Raw genomic sequence first — 22,326 nt, forward strand, 5'->3', positions numbered from 1 at the left:
AACAGATGAAGCTCAACGACTTTATCAGTGAAAATAAGTCTCTGATTGGCCTGATCATCCTGATGGCCGCAGTGTCCTTCGCCAATGCCAACTTCCTTGGCATCGACAACATGCTCAACATCCTGCGTCAGACCTCGATCAACGCAGTAATCGCCATGGGCATGACCTTTGTGATCCTGACGGCGGGCATCGATCTGGCGGTTGGCTCCATTCTGGCCTTCGCTGGTGCCATCTGCGCAAGTCTCATTGGCATGGATACGCCGCTCATCATCGCACTGATCGCCACCATTATGGTTGGCGCGGGCCTTGGTGCAACAAGTGGCGTGATTATCAGCTACTTCAACGTTCAGCCGTTCATCGCAACATTGGTTGGCATGACCATGATCCGCGGCGCGACGCTGGTTTATACGCAAGGCCGCCCAATCTCTACGGGTTACTTTGATGTGGCTGAAAGCTTCTACCAGTTCGGCGGCGGCTACATTCTCGGCATTCCGAACCCGGTGATCCTGATGGTGGTCATCTTCGCGCTCTGCTGGTTCGTTCTCAGCCAGACCCGTTTCGGTCGTTACGTTTACGCCATTGGCGGCAATGAAAACGTGGCTCGTCTGTCCGGTATCAATGTCAAAAAAGTCAAAATTCTTGTCTACGCCCTCAGCGGAGCGCTCGCCGCACTGGCAGGCATCATCCTGACAGCACGCCTTGAATCTGCTCAGCCAACAGCTGGTCTGGGATACGAGCTCGATGCAATCGCAGCCGTGGTTCTCGGCGGTACAAGCCTCGCTGGCGGTAAAGGCCGGATCTTTGGCACCATCATCGGTGCCCTCATTATCGGTGTATTGAATAACGCACTGAATATTATGGATGTTTCATCCTACTACCAGATGATCGCGAAAGGTGCGGTTATCCTTCTGGCGGTTGTCGTCGACAGCCGTGGCAAATCAAACGCGTGAGCAATCAAACTGAACCTCGGGAGGTTTCTATGAAAAAACTAGTAAGTTTGGCAGCAGGTGCTGCTCTTCTTCTCGGCTCCACAGCAGTATCAATGGCACAGGACACACTGGCTCTGGTCGTGTCCACCCTGAACAACCCGTTCTTTGTGACCTTGAAAGAAGGTGCTGAAGCACGCGCAAATGAGCTCGGCTACAAGATTGTTGTTCTCGACAGCCAGAACGATCCTGCAAAAGAACTGGCAAACGTGGAAGACGTGCTGAGCAAGAACGTTTCGATCCTGCTCATCAACCCAACTGACTCTGACGCTGTTTCCAGCTCCATCCGCGCTGCAAACCACAAAAACGTACCAGTGGTCACTCTGGACCGTGGTGCAGCACGCGGCAAAGTGGAGTCCCACGTGGCATCCGACAACATCCTCGGCGGCGAAATGGCTGGTGAGCTGATCGTTGAAACCCTGCGCGGCAGCGGTAAGATTGTTGAGCTGGAAGGTGTTCCAGGTACTTCTGCTGCACGTGATCGTGGTACAGGCTTCAAAAAAGCAATGCACGGCGCCTCCGGTATTGAACTGGTTGCAGTTCAGCCAGCAGACTTCGATCGCACCAAAGGCCTGAACGTGATGGAAAACATCCTGCAGGCACAGCCAGAAATCAACGCTGTTTTCGCACATAACGATGAAATGGCTCTGGGCGCAATCAAGGCAATTGAAGCGGCAAACCGCGACATCCTCGTTGTTGGCTTTGATGGTACTGATGACGGCGTAAAAGCTGTTGAAGAAGGTACAATGCTGGCAACTGTTGCGCAGCAAGCTGGCATGATTGGTTCCATCGGCGTCGACACTGCGGACAAAGTCCTCAAAGGTGAAAAAGTTGATGCGTATACCCCAGTTGCGCTGAAGCTTGTTACCAAGTAAGTGCAAGTAATCTGAATAAGATCGGGTTTGGCGTAAGCGCCAGACCCGACCCTTAAAACCGGAGCGGAAATGGTCAGTATCAAGGATGTTGCACAAGCTGCGGGGGTATCCGCATCTACAGTGTCTCACGTGATCAACGAGACGCGCTACGTTGCACCCCTGACCAAACAAAAAGTCGAGGAAGTTATTCAGGCTCTCGGCTTCCAGCCAAGCATGATGGCGCGCGCGCTCAAGGTAAAGCGCACCAACATCATCGGTATGCTGGTTTCAAGCAGCTCCAACCCTTTCTTTGCTGACGTTGTGCGCGGTGTGGAAGAGGGGTGCTACCAACACAATTTCAGTCTCATCCTGTGCAATTCAGGTCATCAGTCCGACAGGCAGCTGGCAAACCTCAACACCTTGCTTCAGCGCCGCATTGATGCCCTCATGGTGATGACCACCAAGACAGACCCGGCGCTGTACCAGCAAATCAGCAAGCTCGGCAAACTGCCCAAAGCCATTCTGGATTCCGCCCCGCACCCAAACGCCTGCACTTTGCAGGATGATTCCGTACTGGGCGGCAGATTGGCTACAGAACACCTGATCAAGCGCGGCCTGACCAAAATCGGTTGTCTTATGGGGCCAGAAGATCATCCCCGTTCTATTGAACGCTACAAAGGCTTTGAAAATGCCATGAACGCTGCCGGGTTGCCGGTAGAAAGCAAGTGGCAAGCCGCAGGCCTTCTCACCGCATCCAGCGGGTATGAAGGCATGAAGCAGATATTGGACGCCGATAGCCAGCCCGAAGCCATCTTTGCCTTCAACGATTTGATGGCAATGGGGGCGTACCGCGCCATTCACGAACGTGGCCTGCGCATTCCGGAGGATATCTCCGTCATCGGCTACGATGATGTTGAGTACGCCTCCTACATGGCGCCAGCACTCACAACCATCAAACAGCCCAGCTTCGAGCTTGGGTTGAGCGCTGCAGAAGCGCTGATCAATCATCTGGAAGAAAAGACAGAGATGCCGCCAGTCATCCAATTGGTGCCTGAACTGATCGTCCGCAGCTCTGTTGTTAACTAGGAAGTATTCATGTCCATCGTCATTGTCGGTTCCATCAATGTTGATATCACAACCCGTTCTGACCGGCTGCCACAGCCGGGAGAAACGCTGCATGGACACAGCTACGCCATCAACCTGGGCGGCAAAGGCTGCAATCAGGCCGTTGCAGCATCAAAGCTGGGTGGTGATGCACAACTGGTAGGCCGCATCGGTAAAGACGGGTTTGGCGACATCGCAGCCCAGCACCTGAAAGACATGGGCGTTTCAACCGAGCATGTGCATTTGGATGAAAACCACGGCACCGGCATCGCTGTGATCGGTGTGGACGCAAATTCCGAAAACAGCATCACCGTGATTGGTGGCGCAAATCTTGCTGTCGACGAAAGCGATCTGGAGCGCACATCAGATGTGCTGAAGAACGCTAAAATCATGCTGATGCAGCTGGAAATTCCGGTCGCAACGTGCCTGAGCGCCGCTAAGAAAGTTCGCGCGTCAGGCGGCAAAGTGATCTTTGACCCTGCACCAGCACCCGTCGATGGTCTGCCGGAAGGTTTCCTGCAAAACGTAGATGTTGTAACGCCCAACGAGACCGAAACCGAAATCCTCACAGGCTTCCGCCCATCCAATGCAGAAGAAGCAGCCCATGCTGCAAACCTGCTGCGCGAACATGGCGTTGCAGCTGCCGTTGTGAAACTCGGCGCACGCGGCGTTTACTTCAAGGATGATGAGAGTGAAGGCTTTGTCGAGCCATTCAAGGTGAATGCGATCGACACCGTTGCAGCAGGAGATTGCTTCAACGGCGGTCTGGCGTATGCGCTGGACAGCGGCAAATCCTTGGCCGAAGCAGTCCGTTTCGCAGCTGCTTGCGGCGCTCTCTCCACCACCAAACATGGTGCAGCCACATCCGCGCCAACTCTGGCTGAAGTCGAAGCTCTGATGGGTGCATAGAGCGCGTTCCATTTGATTGAATTCAATCAAATGACAAGAATTCGCTATGCTCTAAGGCCTCTCAGAACAGCAAAGTTGGGGTTGGCAGCCTTTTCGCAACCCCAACTGAGTACATCCTAAACAGGTATTTAGCCGCGACCGCGATAGGTCGGCACGCCCTGTTCTGGAATCCAGACGCCTTTTGGCTCTTCACCGGTCTGGTAGAACACATCAATCGGAATACCACCGCGCGGATACCAGTAACCGCCAATGCGCAGCCAGATCGGGTTCAACGTGTCAACAAGGCGCTTACCGATGGACACAGTGCAATCCTCATGGAACGCACCGTGGTTGCGGAAGGATGTCAGGAACAGTTTCAAAGATTTGCTCTCAACCAGCCACTGGTCCGGCACATAATCAATCACCAGATGAGCAAAATCCGGCTGATTGGTGATCGGGCACAGGGAGGTGAACTCAGGTGCTGTAAAGCGAATTGCATAAGGCGTGCCCTGTTGTGGGTTTGGAACCCGTTCCAGAACCGCTTCTTCAGGGGACTGCGGCTGAACAGTATCACCGCCCAGCATGGTCAGATTTTTATAGATATCGTCGTTGCTCATTGTTCTCTCGAATTCTTCGTTCTCATGCATTTCCGTCATCAAAGGCTGATCATCAACTTGCCGGAATATGCTTTAAACGCCGCGCTTGTTGCCCCACAGCAGCACATGCAGCTGTGGCAGAATGCGTGGCTTGAACCATTGGTCGGAAACAGTTTTGTCCACCAGCCAGTGCATGCGATCCATGATGCCGTCCATGTCAATGGTCGCATCATCCTCCTCAGGTGGAGGAGGGGTATGGTTCCCCGGTTGCAGGTACATCGGCAGATAAGGGTAGCGCTCACCAACGTCCTTGGCCCAGTCGTAATCGACATCATCAAACACAACCACTTTGATCACACAGGTGGCCGAGTTGAGGGCTGCATCCAGACAGGCATCGAACTTGTCCCAATTGACAGTTTCGCCAGAGGAAGGCGGCTTCGGGCTCAGCACCAGCGTGTCCAGATCCGCAAACCAGTCCCGTGCAACTGACCCCTGCGTCTCGATCGCGAATTTATAACCCTTCGCTTTACCGAGTGAGATTACTTGCGAAAAATCCTGAATGGCAGGGTTGCCGCCAGAAAGGGAAACCGTGATCGGTTGATGACCGGACAGTTCCTCAATCTTGTGCCAGACGTCCGCACTGTCCATCTGATCCCATGTATGACGATAAGCGCTGTCCACCGCATGCAATGTATCACACCAGCTGCAACGATAATCACAGCCGCCAGCGCGCACAAACACGGTTGGCTCACCAATCAAAGCACCTTCGCCTTGTATGGTTGGCCCGAAGATCTCACTGATACTGAGTTTGCTCATGGCCGATATTCCGCCCATGTTTTTGGCGTTTCACTCACACGCACAGCGCAGGTCTCCACCCAGTGCCCTTTGCAGAACTCGTAGATGGTCTTGGCGAGATACTCAGAGGTGACCTGATCGTGTCCGAACACCTCATTGAGGTGGCGATGATCCAGCTCATCATCAATGAAACGCTTGAGCGGCTTCAACTCAGTGAAGTCCACCACAAAGCCGTGTTCATCCAGATCCTTGCTGGCAAGCTCAATCACCACAATGTAGTTGTGGCCATGCAGGCGCGCACAGGGATGTCCCTCCGGCATTTCGCAGAGTTGATGCGACGCCGAGAAGTGAAATTCCTTGGTGATTTTGTACATTATGGTTCCGCTCGTTCCACCACGGATTTCCAGTAGTCGGGATCCGCGTATTCTGTTGGGTCCTCAACACCGGCCAGATCAAAGGCTTCTCGCCGTTCGACACAGGTGCCGCACCGCCCGCAATGTTTCTCTCCGCCTTTGTAGCAGGACCACGTGTCCTCAAACGGCACGTTGATCCGGGCACCTTCTTCAACGATGGCACCTTTGGAAATTTCTACAAATGGCGTGTAAAGGCTCACATTGGCATAGCCGTCCAAAGCCAGCTTCTGCATGGCTTCAAAGCTTTTGATAAAGCCAGGGCGACAGTCCGGGTAGATGAAGTGATCACCCCCATGAACAGCCGCAGCCACAGCATCGGCCTGCTGAGCAGCCGCAATACCAAAGCCGATGGACAGCATGATTGCGTTTCGGTTGGGAACCACAGTGACCTTCATGTTCTCTTCGGCATAATGGCCGTCAGGAACATCAACATCATCGGTTAGAGCGGAGCCGCTTAAATGCGCTCCTATCTGGCTCATGTCCAGAATATGATGTGGCACACCAAGCTGCTTTGCAGCATGCGCTGCATAGTCCAACTCCTTTTTGTGCCGTTGGCCGTAATCAAAAGAGACGAGGCCGAGCAATTCGTTTTCACGCGCAACCTTGTAGGCAAGCGTGACCGAATCCAATCCGCCTGAGCAGATTACGATAGTCTTCATAAGGTTTAGTCCTTGTTTTCGCTGTTGCCGGGTAGGCTGCGACCGGCACTCATTGCTGAGCAAATCGGTAACTACCAGACTAAAACCTCAAGGAAAAGGACTAATTCACCCTCTGCATACATCTCATGGATAACCTGCTGAGTATAAATGCAAATTACACTTCAAAGTTGCGCGTATTTTGCCCTGCGATCACATGCAGTGCCGCAGGGTTCATATGCATCAGGACGCGAGAGTCAACAATTTAACTTCAAGCTGCACCAGAACGGGCCTCAGGACATTTATGTCATTGTCCAAACCGAACGGATGGCGACGATAAAGCTTGATGGCCTTGTCGCTGTCGAGCCGTGCCAGCAAAGGCCGCACAAGGCGTAACGCCTCTTCGCGGGCCTTTTTGCGCTCTTGAAGTGATTTCTTGCTGTCGCCGATGACCTGCGCATACGTTCGCAGCTCACCTGGTATAATTGGCTTTGATATGCAGGTGGTGAACCGCTTCAAGCTGCCCGCATTGACGTAATCTTCGCCAGCTTCTTGCTGGCTGGCAACACCGGTGATGAAGTCGCCTTCAGCAAACGCCTTTGCAGATTCCATACGCGTGATGGCTTTCTCTGCGGCTTTAACGACATCCTTGGCGATGTCTTCTCTAAAGCCTGTCAGCTCGCCGCGCATGGCATCATACATGCCCTTCAGCTCTTTCAGCCGCCCCATATTTTCTTCGTAAGAGGAGTTGACCGCACTTTCCTGTTCAAGAAGCTTCACTTCTTCCAAGAGATCCTTGAAACGGGTCGGATCATAGTTAGTTGTATCAATACGTGGGAACCGTGTCAGAAGCGCCTTTGCACCTTTCCAGCTCTTGGACTTCGCGGTGAGCATTTCCAGCTCATCCTTCATAGGGCCAGAGGTTTCATTGAATTTGCCCTTGGCAACCTTGCGGTCAATCTCAAGCTGAACACCATTTTTGTAGTCTTCTTCGATTTTCTCAAAGAACTCATCCCGCTCAGGGGTGGTGACAGGTCCATCCACATCCTCGCCAAGCAGCGCTACACGAGCTCTCAGCTCTTCAACATACTTGTCCGCTTTAATCTTGACGGTATTCACCTGTGAGATGGCCTCTTTCACATCATCAACAGTGGCAGCGTTATGAGCGGTGACTTTCGCCTGTTTCAGTTCCAGCTCCAGTTCACCGTGATAGACTTTCTCCTGCTTGGGCTGCCAGATCTTCTTGAATCTCATGGCAAGCTCAGGGCGAGCTTTACCCAGCCTGGCAAGCAAGCCCGGAATTTCCTTGAATATCTTCTCAATCGGTTCCAGCTTCATCTCAAAGACCTCTCTGAAGGCGAGGGATTCCTCGAGCTGTCTCAGGAGTGGATGAAATCGTGTACCTTCCAGCTTGTTGCACCGACCGAGAGCCTTGTTGATGTTCATATCCGGTGCTTGTTCGCGTAAGAGACGGATATCCTCTTCAAGGTTCATCTTGGCTTCAACGTAATAAATCGCTTTCTTGCCGGATTTGGTGGTTGCAACTTTATCAAGCATCTTCTGCGTGCGTGTTTGAAGGTCATCATATCCGGTTGGATTGGAGTTGATGCCTTCCAGAATGTCTTCTGTCTTGATAAACTCTTCAAGTGCAATGGCTTCCATACCTGTCACACCCGATAACCGCATTTCATCCAAAAACTCAAAAGATTCCAAAAGCTTGTTGATCGTCGCACGGGGAACAGCCTTAACATCCTTGCCGCCGGGTCGCTTCGGCATTGTTGCCATGACATCTTTATCCAGCCCTTCAGTATCAACAGCGCGAGCACGGGCTTCAGTCTTGCTTTCTTTGGTAACCACCTGATGGTCTGCATCAAACACGACAAACTTCTCAAGTTGTTTTCGATAGGCCTGGGTGCGTACATCCAGATTTTTCTCGGCCCATTCCTCTTGTTTGATCCACCTTTCACGGCGTTCAGCCTTAGCCTTGAGACTCGCGATAACGCGCAGGGTTGATGAAAGGTCGCGGGAACTTTCACTTTGATAGTCACGGAGTTCTTCAAGCGTATCTGATGCAGCAGTTGTTGGCTGCGCCATGGTCATGCTTTCGCACAGGGTCTCAATATATTTGGCCGAGCTGCGCAGTTCCGGCAGAGCTTTTTTACAGGCCTCCGCATCAGACATAAGCTCTGTCCAGCGCGCATCGGATGGCCGTGACACCGCATCCTGATACTGGTTCATTTCAATGAGCAGGCTTGTTCCCAATCCAGTATAACCAGCGTCCTGCAAATTGAAGATGATCTCCTTCACCTTCTTAACATCCTGACCAATCAGAACCTGATCTTCGTTACTGACATAGGTTGCTGGATGCACTTGGGCATCTCGAAGAAGATTTTTCATGTCTTTGAGCTTGCGTTCCATCTCGGACAGAGTCACTTCGCAAGCGGCAAAGTTGTAAACGCCGCTTTGAATATAGGCTTTGTCTATAAGCATCCCAACCAGCTCATTAGCGGTTGTGAAAGCCAGCTTCTCAGCTTCCAGACCCTTAAAGACCTGAACTTCCAGAAAAAGTTCTTCCTTCTGCAATTTGAAAGCTGCGATCTGATCGATGATCACCTTACTCAGCGACATGTCAGGTGAATCTGGCATGTCGATCGCTTCCATGGGATTGGATTCGAGTATGGTCATCTCATTTTTAAGTTCGAAGAAACGTTCACTATCCTCAAATGCCAATGTAGAAGCAGCATCGTGTCGTAACTCCTGCTCAGCCTGACGACGGTCATCTTCATCCATTCGGGCTGTTGCCTGTGCAAGCTCTTCCCGTTCCCGTTCTCGTTCTGCTTCATAAACTTCGCCAAATGCATCTGCCCAGGTTGGAAGCATTTCGCCCCATAGCTTATAGATTTGCTGAGCCCAGGTTTCTTCGCTCTGGTTCATTTGGTCTTCTGCAGGAATAGGATTGGTGTCAGTGCCAGTATCGGTATTTTGATTTCCGGGCATCGGAGGTTCACTCACCTTAATTATGAGAGGTACACAAACAGGAAAACCAGCGGGCAGACGCACATGGCATCTCCGCAAGGCTCCACTCCAACAAGTCGTCGCGCGCACGCGCACCAGATTGTTATGACGGACCCAGATGAAATATGCGTTGTGATAAATGGTTCGGTTTTCTCTTATTCTTGATCTAATTCTGCAGCGCACAGCAACAACGGGGAACCGCAAACACCACGCCAGACTTTCTTAGGACAACAGCGTATAATCTGAGCACAATCCAAGCCTGCGTGAGAAGGAATGCCCTCATGAAAGCAATGGTTCTGACCGAAATTGGAAAGCCACTTGTCTTGCAGGAACGTGCTGCGCCGCCAACACCGCGCACCGGCGAAATCCTGATTGAGGTTGAAGCTTGCGCGGTTTGCCGGACAGACCTTCACGTCGTGGATGGCGATCTGACGAAACCAAAGCTCCCGCTCATTCCCGGTCATGAAATTGTCGGCAGGGTGCGTGCATGTGGGGCAGGTGTTGATGACCTCACAATCGGCACGAGAGTGGGCATTCCCTGGCTTGGGCATACGTGCGGCTGTTGTTCCTTTTGTCAAAGCCATCAGGAAAATCTCTGCGATCATCCCATATTCACGGGCTACACACGCGATGGCGGCTTTGCGACCCACACCATCGCAGACCGACATTTTGCATTTGAGCTGGATGAAGACGCAGATCCGGTATCGCTTGCGCCACTTCTGTGTGCCGGCTTAATCGGCTGGCGATCTTTAAAGAAGGCTGGCAAAGGCAGAACGATAGGTATTTACGGCTTTGGTGCCGCCGCCCATATCATCGCGCAGATCTGCATCTGGCAAGGTCGTGATGTCTATGCCTTCACCAGATCAGGAGACACACAGGCCCAGAACTTTGCAAGAGAACTTGGTGCCATTTGGGCAGGAAGCTCTGAAGACCAGCCACCAGAAAAACTGGATGCAGCCATCATCTTTGCCCCCGTGGGTCCACTCGTTCCAGCCGCGTTGAGTGCTCTGCGCAAAGGCGGGCGTGTGGTGTGCGGTGGCATTCATATGAGCGACATCCCGCAAATGCCCTATGCATTATTCTGGGAGGAGCGGGAGGTTGTTTCCGTTGCCAACCTGACCCGAGAAGACGGGCTGGAGTTCTTTCCCCTCGCCAAAAAAGCAGGTGTGAAAACTCACTGCATTCCCTACAGGCTTGAACAGGCCAATCAGGCACTGGAAGATTTGCGAGAGGGACGACTATCCGGCGCAGCTGTCCTCGTGCCGTAACACGAAAAACAACTGCCACTGGCCAAATCAAACAGGATCAGGCTTGGTGCCCGCCTGCATAACCGCTGCGTTTTGCGGCGGACCAGCCTTTCAAACTACCCTCTTCCGGTTTGAAGATCTCGACAAGAAGCGGATAGCACGGCGTATTGTCATCAGAGTGACTGCTGCCGCAATCACCACCCGGACAGGTAGAAAGCGCGCCCAGAAGATCGATCTCCGCAAAGAACTCAATAAAATCACCCGGACGAACAGGGCTGGCTTTCATGAAATACTGGTGGGTATCGCGGGTAAAGCCCGTGCACATGAAGACGTTCATCACATCATGCACATGAGGCTCAGCGCCATCTATCGAGAGACCCTTTGCATCTGCCAGTGCGCGGGTCAGGTTAGAGTGGCAACAATGGTTGTAATCCACGTTCTTGAGCATATGGTTGGTGTAAGGGTCGCAGCGTGTCCCAATCACATCATGGACGCCCGCACCATCCTCATCCCAACCGTACCAGTCCAGCGTATCCTGTGTAATCGTCGCCATCGGACGCAGATACGGCATGGTGCTCCAGAGCCGGTCTCCGGTTGAAAGGTGCGAGGCATGCAGCTGACGGGTCTTGCCGCTGAAAAACCGCTCATTAATGTCATTGGCATTCCACAAATTGAGATCGCCAACCTGCGGGCCTTCAACGCTCACAATCCGGAAGAAGTGGCCAGCAGGCACCTTGAAATGACCGCCATCACGAGGTGGCACCACAACTTCGTCGATCTTCTCCAGGCTCTCCTTTGCCTGCTGATAAAGCTCAGCGTTATAGGCAGGCAAATGATCTACTTCGTAACAAACAATAGGAGACTTGGAGCGACGATCTTCGGAAGGAGCAGGAATGTCGGTCGTAATCGAGCGGGAGGCGATTTTTGTCATGAGCCAATGATCCTAAAAAGAGCAGAATTATTGGTTCTGATTGAACCCTCCAAATCTCAATTAATATATTGATTTAATTTCACTGATCCCTTCAGTCCCGGCACCTTTCGAATGCACCATAAAGCCAGACAGCTAAACCTTGCATCTGGCTTGAAAGAGCGGATCGTCGCACCGCCAGGCAATGCAGCGATCCTCATGTTGGCCAAGCTCTACTTGGCCGGGGCGAACTTTTCAGAATGCCGGTTAACTTGCTGAAGCAGAAACTTAAACAGTTTTCGGAAACCAAGGCCGGAGCGCATCTGGAATTCTTCATAATGAAACAAGCGCATCGGGTACTTCAGGGCTTTCAGATCCCGTATCAACGCTTTGCGCATAACTTCCGGACCACAAAACGCAATTGGCATCACATCAAAGAATTTTCCCTGCAGGATTTTCAGCAACCGCGCGTCGATGTACTCGCCCATGTCAGACTCAAAGTACTGTACATGAAGGTTCGGCAGACGGCTTTGCAGTGCGTCCAGCTCCTCCTCAAACGGGTTCTCCAACCGGTTACGGACGCCATAGTAAAGATAGAACTGTCCGGTCTCATCCCCGCTCAAAGTCTGAGCCCACGACAGGAAAGGTGTGATCCCGACACCGCCCGCAATCCAGATCTGGTCCCGATTGGAAGCAATTGGGCGGAACCCGCCATATCCCTTGCTGATTTGAGCTTTTGTGCCGACTTGGAGCTTGTGCACACGAGATGTGTAATCACCCAGCGCAGAAATGCAGAACCGCAGTCTTCCGTCTTCGCGCGGTGCAGATGCAATCGTGTAAGGATGCACTTCGCCCATGCCCTCCTGATCAAAGGAGAGGTAAGCAAACTGACCGGCATCATGAGAAATTGGCTTGCCTTCAGGTTTCAGTGTCACACTGGTGATGCGCCCGTAAATCTGAACATCTTCTACCTCATAGGTCTTTGTGCGCCCGGCCATGCCTTTGTAAGTCAGGTACAAGAAGGACGCGACACCGGCAAAACAGAAGAAGGCGACGTAAAGTCCAAGCGGATCACTCCAAGAGAACACGTTGGGGATCATCAGGAAGTGCGCAGCAGCAAGGGCGAAGAAAATACCGATCAAACGGTGGGTCCAGCGCCAGATATTATAGGGGATGAAGGTCGCCAGAGAACCAAGGCCGAGGATTAAAATACCATTATACCCGATCTCACCCAGCTCTTTCGCCAGTCCATCCGTATCGCCGCTTGAAAGCGCATCTGCATCAATGCTTTCATGCAGGAAAGCAGCAGCAATTGCGAAAATAGCCAGCCATTTATGCAAGACATACACACGGTCCAGCGGGCCAAACAGAGCCTCAACGCCTTTCATCCGTGTGGCCATCACCTGAACCAGCCCCATGAAGATCAGTGAGACCATGCCAAAATACTGGCTCAGCAAAGCACCTGAGTCTGCTTGGCTACCAAACTGGGAGAAGATCAAAAGGGGGACTAGGATGCTGGCGATAATGAAGGTCAGGCCAATCGGTTTCATTCCGGTACGCTCATCTGAGTTAACGATGCGCACTCAGATGAAACTCTGGCTATGAAAGGTGAGTGACACCGTTGGGGGGCATCGCACACCATTCATAATCAGATCACCCCAAATGAAGCTACAGATGCAGCCTCGGAGTAGGTTTCAATCTGAGTGCTTCCCCTAAATTCACTTGGAAGCTGAAACCTACCTGAAGTTTACGACACTACCTTTTCAGTTTGAGCATAAAACAGGCTCCGCCCAGTCGTTCACTCTTGCCAAGGGAAATCTCGATCCCATTGCGGCGACACAGAGTTTGCGTAATAGACAGGCCAAGGCCTGCACCTGAACTTGATTGCCCCGGCATGCGGAAGAACCGCTCAAACACCTTCTCACGGTATTTCTCAGGCACACCTGGTCCACTGTCTTCAACACTCAGTTGAATATGATCGTCACCGCGCTCAAGAACCACGATCACCTCACCATCAGACGGTGTATGCCGGATTGCATTGCCAATCAGATTACCAAGCACAGCGCCCAGATCTTCCGGATCAACAACAGCTGCCACATGTTCTGATTGAAGCAGTTGCAGCTCCACATTTTTATCAAGTGCCGCATGGGCCTGTTGTGCAAGGCTTTCCTGAAGAACAGGCAGCAAGTCGTGCTCTGTTATCTCTTTGTGGGCATCCTGACCTGCACGGGCATGTTCCAAAAGCTTGGCGGCCAGATGTGTGGCCCGGTCAACACCTTCAATGATGTTGTCAAACCGCAGCCGTGTCGCATCATCCAGCGCGTCCCGCTCAATCACCTGACATTGGGCCTTCACCACGGTCAGCGGTGTTCTGATCTCATGCGCCGCATCATCAATAAACCGCTGCTCGCGGGCAAGGTAGTCTTCAATCTTGTCAAACAACATGTTCAGGGAGTTTACAATCGGCACAAGCTCATCTGCCTGCTTCTCCGTTGTCAGCTTGCCAAGACTCTCAGGCTCCCGAGTTTGCAGTGTCTCAGAAAGAGTGGTGAGCGGACGTAACCCGCGTTTGACGATGAAAACCGTTGCGATGATGGAAAACACCAGCACCAGCCCCAAAGGGATGGAAACCGTGGCAACAGTCTGGTCGGCCAGCTCAATGGCTTCATCAAACACAACACCGATGATGTATTGCCTGTCAGTCTTTTGGCCCGGAAAATTCCAGATCACCCAGCTGTCGCCCTCATGCTCAATTTCCTGAGCACCCGGCCTCAGATACTGGGGTAGCTGTACTTGGTCGGATGACTTATATAAATCGTTGCCGTCTCCATCACGGATGATCACGAAGTAATCATTAAGTTCATGATGATCATCCAGATGCTTGGGAGAAATGGTATCCCCCTCCAGCTGTGCAATCGCGCTGACAAGCTGAAAGGCTTGCGCATCATGGGTCTCGTAAAGCTCTTCCTCTGTCATAGTGTAGACAATGGCGGAAAAGACGCCCCAGACCACAAACAGCAGCGGGATCAGAAAGATGAGGATGCGGCTGCGGATGGAGGAAAGTTTCATGCCGGTACGTCCTCATCAACAATATAGCCTACGCCGCGGATGGTCCGGATTAGTTTGGACGTAGTCTTCCTGCGGATCTGCGAGACATAAACCTCAAGCACATTGCTCTCCGCATTCTCTTCCCAGCCATAAAGCTTTTCCATGAGATCAGACTTGGAAACCACACGGCCCCGCCGCTCCAACAAAATGGTCAACAGGCGGAAGGCGAGGGGCTGCAGCACCACCTCAACCCCGTCGTAGCAGGCTTTTTTCTGGTCCAGATCCAGCGTCAACGCCCCATGCTGCAACAACATGCGCGTACGCCCAACAGAGCGCCGCACCAGCGCACGGCAGCGGGCCAGAAGTTCTTCCATGTCAAAAGGTTTGGTCAGATAATCATCTGCACCCAGATTAAGCCCATCAATCCGGTTCTTGGTGGTCTCCCGCGCAGACAGGATCAGGATAGGCACATCCGCCTTGTCATCACGAACGGCCCGTAAAAACTCCAGACCATCCTGACCGGGCAACCCCAGATCCAGAATAACCAGGTCGAACTCTCCGGTTCTCAGAGCGTCTTCTGCCAAAAGACCATCATCGACCCAGTCCACTATAAATTCATGCCGCTCTAGAAAAGCCTTGATCGCATCCGCAATCAGCCGCTCATCCTCAACCAACAATACGCGCATGTGTTCCTTCCACTAGGGCGAAGTATACCCAATATTTGCCTCAACTCTTTCACATCTACAAAGAACATGAAACTGAATTGTGCCTGAAGAAATCGCATAAGCGGTTACAATTGACGGATAATTGGTAGCTCGCCATATGGTTGGTCAAGGCGGCCCAATCGACACGCTCAAAGCGGCCTTGGCGCAAAACACCTCACAGATGAAAGTTTTGATGCTGCGCGGTGGGCGCCCGCAGATTGTAGAAACGGCATCCGTTGTGAAGTCCCCCCAACCACTGCGATAGGCCTGCGCATAATCGCGAGAGATGCCCGCAATCCACTCATCCCAACCCGCACCAACAATACCATCATACACATCCTGCGGCATGACAGGCACATAGGTGATGGTACGCTTGAGTTCTGGGCTGAGTGCCGACGCAACATCAAAATAGGAAAGGCTCTTTGCTCCCGTTACTTCATAGATGTTGCCGTTGAAATGATCACTCAGCACGCATTTTGCGGCGCACTCAGCCACATCGCGTGTGTCTACCATCCCCATCCGGGCATCACCCATGCCAAAGAAGAAGCTGCTGTGTTCTGCTATGGTTTGCGTTGCCAGAAACATGTTCTGCATAAAAAGGTTAGGTCTCAGGATTACATACTCCATCCCGGAGCGAACAAGCTCATCCTCGGTTGCTGCATGCAACACAGTGTTCGCTGTTGGCCCAGTAGCACCTGCCTTGATGGCCGAAATGCGAACCACTTTGCGCACACCGCTCTCCAATGCCGCATGAAGCACAGCTGAGGCCTGTTGTGCTGCCTGTGGGTTGGCCGAAGTGATCAGTACCAGTGTGTCAATGCCCGCCATCGCCTCAGAGAGAGAAGGCAGATCAGAAAAATCTCCCCGAACCGCCTCAGCGCCGAAGGATGAAACCAGCCGTGCATTTTCCGTACTGCGCACCAAAGCACGCACATGCCACGGTGTTTGCTTTAACTCTCTGAGGAGATGCAGGCCGATTGTCCCGTTGGCTCCGGCGACCAAAATACGTTTGCTCATGACGAAGCCTCCGTCCACACCGCAAGTTCGTTCCCGTTGGGATCTGCAAAATGAAACCGCTGCCCGCCAGGGAAAGAATAGATGTCCTGCAAGATCGCCGCACCAGCTGCACGGACGGCCTTTAGCGTGCCCTCAAGATCCGCCGCATAAAGCACCACCAGAACACCGGGAGCCTGAACCGGAAACCCGCTTTCTCCATTAAAACCGCCCTCCACACCAGCACCGGAAAAGCTGATGTAGCTTGGCCCCCAGTCTTCAAAGACCCAGCCAAACACAGAGCTGTAGAAACTCTTGGTCTCTTCATTTTTCAGCAGAGGAAATTCGATGTAGTTGATGGATTTATCCTGGTTTCCCACCCCGCGTTCCTTTCATGTTTTGATTGGAACGCATTCTACTATTCTTCTTGATGTGGTAATATTGCTTGAATTGGAAATGATAATTCTAAATATGGGAATATGATGCAGGACCTGAATGCAATCGCGATATTTGCTGAAGTTGCCAAAGCAGGCAGCTTTTCCGGAGCTGCCAAGGTGCTGCGCCTGCCGCTCTCAACCGTCAGCCGAAAGGTGGCGGATCTGGAAGCGCAGATGGGCGCAAAACTGCTGGAACGCACGACGCGGCGCATGCGTCTGACGGAAATCGGTGACCAGTTCTATCAAGCCTGCCTACCGGGACTGGAAGCGTTCAAAGCAGCAGATCGCGTGGTGGAACAGAGCCAGTCAGCCGTGTCGGGAGACCTGAAGGTCACCGTGCCACCCAATCTGGCCGAAGCTCTCTTCATTCCTGTCATCGGGCAGTTTCGCCTGCAATACCCGCAGGTACGCATCCACATGATCGTATCAGAGCGCAATCTGGACTTTATCGAGGATGATGTTGATCTGTCTTTCCGCGTTGGTCCAAAACCAGATTCCGGACTGACACTCACAAAGCTCGCCGCCTACCGCCACGTTCTGGTCGCTTCGCCTTCTTACATCGCAGAGCAGGGAACTCCGCAGTGCCCTGAAGACCTGACGCAACACGCCCTGATCGGCTTCGGGTTCTGGCATAAGCCGGAAATCAACTGGCAGCTGAGCAGGAAAAGCGAAGAGCGGACCATTCGTTTTGCACCAGACATCGCCATCAACGACTACTCAGCGCTTCAATCTGCGGTTAGGTCTGGCCTGGGAATAGGGGAGCTGCCATCCATTCTCTGTCAGGACGCGTTGAAAAGGCACAGTCTGGTGGAGGTGCTGCCGGAGTGGAGGTTCCCTGAAATAGACCTGCACGCCATGCACACTGGCAAGCAAAATCAGTCCCGGCTCACACGCCTGTTTCTGGAAACCTGCGTGAGCATGATCCGCCCGAAACTCCGCCAGTTCGCGTGAGAGCCTCAATAAGACCCGTAACGCACCAGCTGGCTGAAGGCCTCGATGATCTCTTCGACGCTTTCCTCAACGGGCTTTTCAAAGGTGTCGACCACAAGGCGGTGCTTCTTCCACGGCTCATAGCGTCGCCGCTGTACATCCTCCCAGCTGGGCAGGGACATCGCGGAAATATCGTTGTGTCTGGTCTCAACGCGCGTCTTGTGTTCAGCCTCATCAGAGCAGATGACTTCGATGTTAAGCGCTTTCACCTTGGCGCCAAGCGCCGCTTCCAGCCAGATGTTGCGGGTAATCTCGATCGGATTCACCGCATCCGCAATCACATTGTTGCCCAGCAGCAAGTTGTCTTTGGCAACGGCTGCTGCTGCAACATAACCGGCATCTTCTGCTGGTGAGATCGCAAGAACGGAGGTCTTGAGGGCAGCCTCAAGTGAATCAATACGTAAATGAACGGCTTGCAGGCGCGGAGAAAGGGCCTTTGCCAAGGTCGTTTTACCAACACCAGGCAATCCCGAAAGAACAAATAGAATAGCCATGCCGGGCTCTTACCAGCCCAAGGTTTCATGAAGCTTTCTTCATGAGAGGCTAAATTAGGGCGCCCTTAAGCAATCCCACGCACTTCCATCGGTGTCTTGCCCGTCCAGCTGTGAAACGCGCGAAAGAACGAGCCGGTATCCTTGTACCCAAGCAGATAGGAGATTTCCGGAATGCTCAGATCACTGCGCACCAGATAGTGCTGGGAGAGTTCGGCGCGGGTCTCGCTCAAAATGTCCTGAAAACTTTTGCCTTCTTCCTTCAACTTACGCTGCAAGGTCCGCTTGCTGGCATTCAGGTTCTGGCTGATCACGTCAATGGTGTTCTGGCCCGCTGGCAGGCTTTCCAATAACGCATTCTTCACGCGGCGGGACATTTCATCAGAACTGCCCGTGCTCTGCAATTTCTGGCGCAGCCCATCTTCAAACGTATCCCACATACCTTCCATCTGCGTGATCAGCGGACGAGTGGCATCCTGCAGCGAAAGGGTGATGTGCGCCACCGGGGCAGGCGTTGCCTTCACCCCGCATTCCGCTTCAACAGCAGACCAGTCCAGATTCCCAACAGGGCCTCCCACACTGAGCGGCACAATCTGCTCTCCGGTAAAGGTGCGGCTGCAATTGGTGAAGTAGACAATCTCGAACTGAGCCAGAATTTCAGGAAACGGTTCCGTCGGATCGCTGGAGGTAAACAGGATGGACACCGTACTATCTGTACGCTCAACTTCCAGCCGGATAGGCGCAATCAGAGGTTTGAACAGCGCAAGACGCTTCACGCCTTCCTCAATGTTTGGACTGCAGGAAAACGCAAAGGCGTGTGGAACAAAACTGCCTTGCTTGATGGTGTGCCCAAGTTTGATTGCCAGATCGTTGCCGCCATATTCCTGATGCAGCGCATGCCAGATGGCGAAATATTGCGCCTGCGTGATGCCCTTGGCTGCCGGACCCAGCTGTTCAATGGAAACTCCGGCACGGCGCATCACCCGGTCAACAGACAGGTCAAGGTACTGAATGATTTGCGCCATCATGGCAGCGCCTGGGTAAAGATGTGCGTGTTTCGTCATGCTCGGCTCGGTCTCATTGGTCTTGCCACTCTTTCATCTCGAATTTTTGCTAGGTGTGCCAGTGCCAATTTACATAGTGGCGCGATATGGCAGTACTTTGGCGCGATTTGCCACTGAAAGCGAGAGAGGCGAGTGCTAGGGATAACTACAGATCATTTGTTTCAGGCTCAAAAAGCAGAATAGCGCATTCCGCATACAACACTGCCCCATTCAAACAGTGCCTGAGATTATTGCTGACCCAGCCAACCGCTACGGATCAAAAAAGGGATTTTTTTTGATGGCAATTTCTTTAAAGCTGAACGGCCAGACGCATAAGGTCGACGCCGAACCAGGAACCCCGCTTCTTTGGGTGATCCGCGATGAACTCAAGCTCACCGGAACAAAATTTGGGTGTGGTGTCGCCTCATGCGGTGCGTGCACCGTTTATCTGGATGGCGAACCGGTCCGCTCCTGTCAAACGTTTATTGAAGATGTGGAAGATTCTGAGATCACCACAATTGAAGGCCTGAAGTCCACGCCAGCACAAGCCGTGCAACAGGCATGGACAGAGCTGGACGTGGTCCAGTGTGGTTACTGTCAGTCCGGCCAGATCATGTCTGCCGTTGGCCTGCTCTCTGAAAACGCAAAGCCGACACTGGAAGAAATTGACGATTACATGGACGGCAACGCCTGCCGATGCGCCACTTACCAGCGCATTCGTTCCGCAATCGTACGTGCATCAGAAATTATGGAGGCTTGATATGAGCGTGTTGTCCTCTCGTCGTGGCTTCCTCAAAGGGGCAGCAGCCTCTGCTGCCGCCGTTCTTGTTATTGGTGTGGCCCCATCCGGCTCTATGGCCGCTGCAAATGCTGCAGACACCACCATGCTCAATCCGTTTGTAAAGATTGCAGCAGATGGCACCGTGACTGCGATCGTCAAACATTTTGAAAAAGGGCAGGGTCCGGCAACCGGCCTCACCACACTCATTGCAGAAGAGCTGGGCGTCAGCATGGATGCGATAGAGTATGAGTTCGCCCCATCCAACCCGAAGCTTTACAACAACACGGCTTTCGGACCTATCCAGGGTACCGGCGGCTCCACCGCCATGTTCAACAGCTTTAAGCAGTATCGTCAGGCAGGCGCTGCCGCCCGTGAAGTGCTGTTGCAAGCCGCATCACTGGCTTGGGATGTACCCGCCGCCCAGCTCAAGCTGGAAGATGGTGTGATCTCAGGTGGTGGCAACAAAGCGCCAATCGGCGAGTTTGTAGCTGCCGCGAGCAAGCTGACAGTACCTGAAAACCCGCGCCTGAAAGATCCATCCGAGTTCAAGTTGATCGGCAACGCCAGTGTGCGCCGCAAGGACACACCGCCGAAGATCAACGGCACTGCCAAATACGCGATGGATATCCAGCTTGATAATCAGATGGTCGTCACCATCAAGCGGGCCACCCGCAAAGGTGCAACTGTCACATCCTTTGATGACAGCGCCGCGAAGGATGTCAAAGGCTTCATCCGTGCAGCTACACTGCCCAACAAAGCTGGTGTCGCGGTTTACGCAGAAAACACATGGGCCTCTCTTCAAGCCCGTGAAGCTCTGGAAGTCACCTGGGACAACTCAGCAGCTGAAAGCCGCAGTTCTGAAGACGTCTACAAAGAGCTGATGGCTGCGCTAAACATAGCGCCGGAATACAACTTGACCAAAAACGATCAGGCCGAGATTGCAGGTGCGATTAAAAATGCAGACAAGGTGGTCGAAGAGACCTTCTACTTCCCATTGCTCGCACATGCTCCAATGGAACCGCTTACCTGCACCATTGAGGCGACAGAAGATGGCGGCGTGATCCTGCATGACGGCTGTCAGATGCCAACCTCACCACATGCAGCGATTGCGCAAATCCTTCAGGTGCCAATGGACAAGGTGCAGGTCAACACCATGTTCGCTGGTGGCTCGTTCGGTCGCCGTGCAACACCAACGGTCGATTATCAGGTGGAAGCAGCGCTTTCCTTTGTGATGACGGATCGCCGCCGCCCGGTCAAACTGGTGTGGTCCCGTGAGGATGACATCACCGGTGGCTACTACCGCCCGGCATTTGCGCACAAAGTTCGTGTTGGTCTTGATGCAGATGGCAACATCGCTGGCTGGGATCACCGTGTTGCAGGCCAGTCCATCTCCAAGGGCACCCCGTTTGAGGCGTTCTCGGTTCATGATGGGGTCGATCATCTTTCCGTAGAAGGCGTCACCCCGACGCAGTACTCCATTCCGGGCATGTTTGCCGGCCTGACGGACATCAAACCAGCCACAACCGTTTTGTGGTGGCGCTCCGTTGGTCACACCCACACCGCCTACGTCATGGAAGCCATGATGGATGCCGTTGCAACAGCAGCGGGCCGTGATCCGGTTGAGTTCCGTCTGGCCCATCTGGCAGGCGACACGCCAGATCAAAAACGACTGACGGGTGTTCTCAAACTGGCTGCTGAAAAAAGCAACTGGGGCAAAGGCGCTGAGGGTCGCTCTCAAGGTGTTGCGGTCCACAAATCCTTTGGCAGCTATGTTGCCGAAGTTGTCGAGATTTCAGGTGATGCAGAAAACGGCGTAAAGATCGAAAAAGTCACCTGCGCCGTTGATTGCGGTATCCCGGTCAATCCGGATGTGATCAAGGCACAGATGGAAGGCGGCATCGGCTACGGCCTTGGCCACGCCATGCGCGATGAGATCACTCTGGAGAACGGTGAAGTTATCCAACAAAACTTCCCGGACTACGAACCTCTCCGCATCGGGGATATCGGCGAGATTGAAACGCACATTGTCCTCTCCACACAAGCCCCAACAGGCGTCGGCGAACCGGGCACACCACCATCCGCTCCAGCACTGGCAAATGCCATTGCAGCGAAAGGACCACGTGTGACCGAACTCCCAATGACCAAGGCAGGCGTCACCTTCGCCTAAACTGATTTGACAGAGCAAAAGGCAGGCTGAACATCCATCAGCCTGCCTTTTGTGTGTTTTACAAAAAAAACGCAGCTCACACGTAAAAAACGCAAACCAACGCACAAAAACACGATCATTTTTCAGCTCACAACTTATTTGGTGTGTAAGGCGCACTAACACTCTGTTTTTTATGAGTAAAATCAAATCTATTCTGATCTGTGAAGCGAAAACTGCTTCTGACGGATGAAAC

21 protein-coding genes are annotated in these 22,326 nt (G+C 52.9%); 8 read left to right on the forward strand and 13 right to left on the reverse strand.

The window, feature by feature from the left end:
* The first annotated feature begins 5 nt into the window (after nt 1–5).
* The 4 genes from rbsC to rbsK all read left to right on the forward strand — a co-directional run bounded on the left by rbsC (nt 6) and on the right by rbsK (nt 3,853).
* Nucleotides 6–950 (forward strand): ribose ABC transporter permease, encoded by a 945-nt coding sequence (gene rbsC / locus PsAD5_RS09710; RefSeq protein ID WP_057465239.1) that lies wholly within the window; start codon nt 6–8, stop codon nt 948–950.
* Between the two features lie 29 nt (nt 951–979).
* On the forward strand, nt 980–1,861 hold the full coding sequence (gene rbsB / locus PsAD5_RS09715) for a ribose ABC transporter substrate-binding protein RbsB (protein ID WP_063291960.1): 882 nt from the start codon (nt 980–982) through the stop codon (nt 1,859–1,861).
* A 69-nt stretch (nt 1,862–1,930) separates the two neighbouring features.
* Nucleotides 1,931–2,926, forward strand: a complete 996-nt coding sequence (locus PsAD5_RS09720) for a LacI family DNA-binding transcriptional regulator (protein ID WP_057465237.1) — start codon at nt 1,931–1,933, stop codon at nt 2,924–2,926.
* A 9-nt stretch (nt 2,927–2,935) separates the two neighbouring features.
* Nucleotides 2,936–3,853, forward strand: coding sequence for a ribokinase (rbsK, locus tag PsAD5_RS09725; RefSeq protein ID WP_063291961.1), 918 nt, complete (start codon nt 2,936–2,938; stop codon nt 3,851–3,853).
* A gap of 128 nt (nt 3,854–3,981) precedes the next feature.
* Here rbsK and queF read toward each other — a convergent pair whose 3' ends face one another.
* The 5 genes from queF to PsAD5_RS09750 form a co-directional block, all read right to left on the reverse strand.
* Nucleotides 3,982–4,449: a preQ(1) synthase gene (gene queF, locus PsAD5_RS09730; protein ID WP_057465235.1), complete on the reverse strand. Its 468-nt coding sequence runs from the start codon at nt 4,447–4,449 to the stop codon at nt 3,982–3,984.
* A 72-nt stretch (nt 4,450–4,521) separates the two neighbouring features.
* On the reverse strand, nt 4,522–5,262 hold the full coding sequence (gene queE / locus PsAD5_RS09735) for a 7-carboxy-7-deazaguanine synthase QueE (RefSeq protein ID WP_063291962.1): 741 nt from the start codon (nt 5,260–5,262) through the stop codon (nt 4,522–4,524).
* Entirely contained in the window at nt 5,241–5,597 is a 357-nt protein-coding gene (gene queD / locus PsAD5_RS09740; RefSeq protein ID WP_063291963.1) for a 6-carboxytetrahydropterin synthase QueD, read from the reverse strand. The genes queE and queD overlap by 22 nt, the downstream gene beginning before the upstream one ends.
* Nucleotides 5,597–6,295, reverse strand: a complete 699-nt coding sequence (queC, locus tag PsAD5_RS09745) for a 7-cyano-7-deazaguanine synthase QueC (protein ID WP_063288558.1) — start codon at nt 6,293–6,295, stop codon at nt 5,597–5,599. Before queC ends, queD begins: the two co-directional genes overlap by 1 nt.
* Before the next feature lie 219 nt (nt 6,296–6,514).
* Nucleotides 6,515–9,268, reverse strand: coding sequence for a hypothetical protein (locus PsAD5_RS09750; RefSeq protein ID WP_063291964.1), 2,754 nt, complete (start codon nt 9,266–9,268; stop codon nt 6,515–6,517).
* Between the two features lie 299 nt (nt 9,269–9,567).
* On the opposite strand from PsAD5_RS09750, the gene PsAD5_RS09755 reads away from it, so the two are divergent.
* A complete protein-coding gene (locus PsAD5_RS09755) occupies nt 9,568–10,554 on the forward strand; it encodes a zinc-dependent alcohol dehydrogenase family protein (RefSeq protein ID WP_063291965.1) in 987 nt (328 codons plus the stop codon).
* A gap of 37 nt (nt 10,555–10,591) precedes the next feature.
* Here PsAD5_RS09755 and PsAD5_RS09760 read toward each other — a convergent pair whose 3' ends face one another.
* The 6 genes from PsAD5_RS09760 to PsAD5_RS09785 form a co-directional block, all read right to left on the reverse strand.
* Nucleotides 10,592–11,464 (reverse strand): urea carboxylase-associated family protein, encoded by an 873-nt coding sequence (locus PsAD5_RS09760; protein WP_063291966.1) that lies wholly within the window; start codon nt 11,462–11,464, stop codon nt 10,592–10,594.
* A 209-nt stretch (nt 11,465–11,673) separates the two neighbouring features.
* The gene (locus tag PsAD5_RS09765; RefSeq protein ID WP_063291967.1) at nt 11,674–12,990 is read right to left on the reverse strand and encodes a ferredoxin reductase family protein; all 1,317 of its coding nucleotides are present in this window, start codon (nt 12,988–12,990) and stop codon (nt 11,674–11,676) included.
* Nucleotides 12,991–13,195: 205 nt separating this feature from the next.
* Nucleotides 13,196–14,509, reverse strand: coding sequence for an ATP-binding protein (locus tag PsAD5_RS09770; RefSeq protein ID WP_063291968.1), 1,314 nt, complete (start codon nt 14,507–14,509; stop codon nt 13,196–13,198).
* A complete protein-coding gene (locus PsAD5_RS09775) occupies nt 14,506–15,174 on the reverse strand; it encodes a response regulator transcription factor (protein ID WP_063291969.1) in 669 nt (222 codons plus the stop codon). Before PsAD5_RS09775 ends, PsAD5_RS09770 begins: the two co-directional genes overlap by 4 nt.
* Nucleotides 15,175–15,318: 144 nt before the next feature.
* Nucleotides 15,319–16,209 (reverse strand): SDR family oxidoreductase, encoded by an 891-nt coding sequence (locus tag PsAD5_RS09780; RefSeq protein ID WP_063291970.1) that lies wholly within the window; start codon nt 16,207–16,209, stop codon nt 15,319–15,321.
* Nucleotides 16,206–16,565 (reverse strand): VOC family protein, encoded by a 360-nt coding sequence (locus PsAD5_RS09785; RefSeq protein WP_063291971.1) that lies wholly within the window; start codon nt 16,563–16,565, stop codon nt 16,206–16,208. Before PsAD5_RS09785 ends, PsAD5_RS09780 begins: the two co-directional genes overlap by 4 nt.
* 102 nt (nt 16,566–16,667) lie before the next feature.
* On the opposite strand from PsAD5_RS09785, the gene PsAD5_RS09790 reads away from it, so the two are divergent.
* The gene (locus PsAD5_RS09790; protein WP_063291972.1) at nt 16,668–17,573 is read left to right on the forward strand and encodes a LysR family transcriptional regulator; all 906 of its coding nucleotides are present in this window, start codon (nt 16,668–16,670) and stop codon (nt 17,571–17,573) included.
* A 5-nt stretch (nt 17,574–17,578) separates the two neighbouring features.
* Here PsAD5_RS09790 and PsAD5_RS09795 read toward each other — a convergent pair whose 3' ends face one another.
* Nucleotides 17,579–18,106, reverse strand: coding sequence for an AAA family ATPase (locus tag PsAD5_RS09795; protein ID WP_063291973.1), 528 nt, complete (start codon nt 18,104–18,106; stop codon nt 17,579–17,581).
* Nucleotides 18,107–18,171: 65 nt separating this feature from the next.
* A complete protein-coding gene (locus tag PsAD5_RS09800; RefSeq protein WP_063291974.1) occupies nt 18,172–19,167 on the reverse strand; it encodes an AraC family transcriptional regulator in 996 nt (331 codons plus the stop codon).
* Between the two features lie 277 nt (nt 19,168–19,444).
* Here PsAD5_RS09800 and PsAD5_RS09805 point away from each other — a divergent pair, with 277 nt between their 5' ends.
* Nucleotides 19,445–19,906: a (2Fe-2S)-binding protein gene (locus tag PsAD5_RS09805; protein ID WP_063292120.1), complete on the forward strand. Its 462-nt coding sequence runs from the start codon at nt 19,445–19,447 to the stop codon at nt 19,904–19,906.
* Between the two features lies 1 nt (nt 19,907).
* Nucleotides 19,908–22,094 carry a xanthine dehydrogenase family protein molybdopterin-binding subunit gene (locus PsAD5_RS09810; protein WP_063291975.1) on the forward strand — a complete coding sequence of 729 codons (2,187 nt, stop codon included), beginning with the start codon at nt 19,908–19,910 and terminating at the stop codon, nt 22,092–22,094.
* The last annotated feature ends 232 nt before the right edge of the window (nt 22,095–22,326 follow it).

Origin of the sequence: Pseudovibrio sp. Ad5 (genome assembly GCF_001623095.1) — a bacterium.
Taxonomy (GTDB): Bacteria; Pseudomonadota; Alphaproteobacteria; order Rhizobiales; family Stappiaceae; genus Pseudovibrio.

Bases quoted from the DNA above. Each gene is read 5' to 3' on its own strand.
- PsAD5_RS09775 (WP_063291969.1), bottom strand. From the start codon at position 15,174: ATGCGCGTATTGTTGGTTGAGGATGAGCGGCTGATTGCGGATGCGATC.
- PsAD5_RS09790 (WP_063291972.1), top strand. From the start codon at position 16,668: ATGCAGGACCTGAATGCAATCGCGATATTTGCTGAAGTTGCCAAAGCA.
- PsAD5_RS09720 (WP_057465237.1), top strand. From the start codon at position 1,931: ATGGTCAGTATCAAGGATGTTGCACAAGCTGCGGGGGTATCCGCATCT.
- PsAD5_RS09750 (WP_063291964.1), bottom strand. From the start codon at position 9,268: ATGCCCGGAAATCAAAATACCGATACTGGCACTGACACCAATCCTATT.
- rbsC (WP_057465239.1), top strand. From the start codon at position 6: ATGAAGCTCAACGACTTTATCAGTGAAAATAAGTCTCTGATTGGCCTG.
- queC (WP_063288558.1), bottom strand. From the start codon at position 6,295: ATGAAGACTATCGTAATCTGCTCAGGCGGATTGGATTCGGTCACGCTT.
- PsAD5_RS09755 (WP_063291965.1), top strand. From the start codon at position 9,568: ATGAAAGCAATGGTTCTGACCGAAATTGGAAAGCCACTTGTCTTGCAG.
- rbsB (WP_063291960.1), top strand. From the start codon at position 980: ATGAAAAAACTAGTAAGTTTGGCAGCAGGTGCTGCTCTTCTTCTCGGC.
- queD (WP_063291963.1), bottom strand. From the start codon at position 5,597: ATGTACAAAATCACCAAGGAATTTCACTTCTCGGCGTCGCATCAACTC.
- PsAD5_RS09795 (WP_063291973.1), bottom strand. From the start codon at position 18,106: ATGGCTATTCTATTTGTTCTTTCGGGATTGCCTGGTGTTGGTAAAACG.
- PsAD5_RS09800 (WP_063291974.1), bottom strand. From the start codon at position 19,167: ATGACGAAACACGCACATCTTTACCCAGGCGCTGCCATGATGGCGCAA.
- queE (WP_063291962.1), bottom strand. From the start codon at position 5,262: ATGGGCGGAATATCGGCCATGAGCAAACTCAGTATCAGTGAGATCTTC.
- rbsK (WP_063291961.1), top strand. From the start codon at position 2,936: ATGTCCATCGTCATTGTCGGTTCCATCAATGTTGATATCACAACCCGT.
- PsAD5_RS09810 (WP_063291975.1), top strand. From the start codon at position 19,908: ATGAGCGTGTTGTCCTCTCGTCGTGGCTTCCTCAAAGGGGCAGCAGCC.
- PsAD5_RS09780 (WP_063291970.1), bottom strand. From the start codon at position 16,209: ATGAGCAAACGTATTTTGGTCGCCGGAGCCAACGGGACAATCGGCCTG.
- PsAD5_RS09765 (WP_063291967.1), bottom strand. From the start codon at position 12,990: ATGAAACCGATTGGCCTGACCTTCATTATCGCCAGCATCCTAGTCCCC.
- PsAD5_RS09760 (WP_063291966.1), bottom strand. From the start codon at position 11,464: ATGACAAAAATCGCCTCCCGCTCGATTACGACCGACATTCCTGCTCCT.
- queF (WP_057465235.1), bottom strand. From the start codon at position 4,449: ATGAGCAACGACGATATCTATAAAAATCTGACCATGCTGGGCGGTGAT.
- PsAD5_RS09805 (WP_063292120.1), top strand. From the start codon at position 19,445: ATGGCAATTTCTTTAAAGCTGAACGGCCAGACGCATAAGGTCGACGCC.
- PsAD5_RS09770 (WP_063291968.1), bottom strand. From the start codon at position 14,509: ATGAAACTTTCCTCCATCCGCAGCCGCATCCTCATCTTTCTGATCCCG.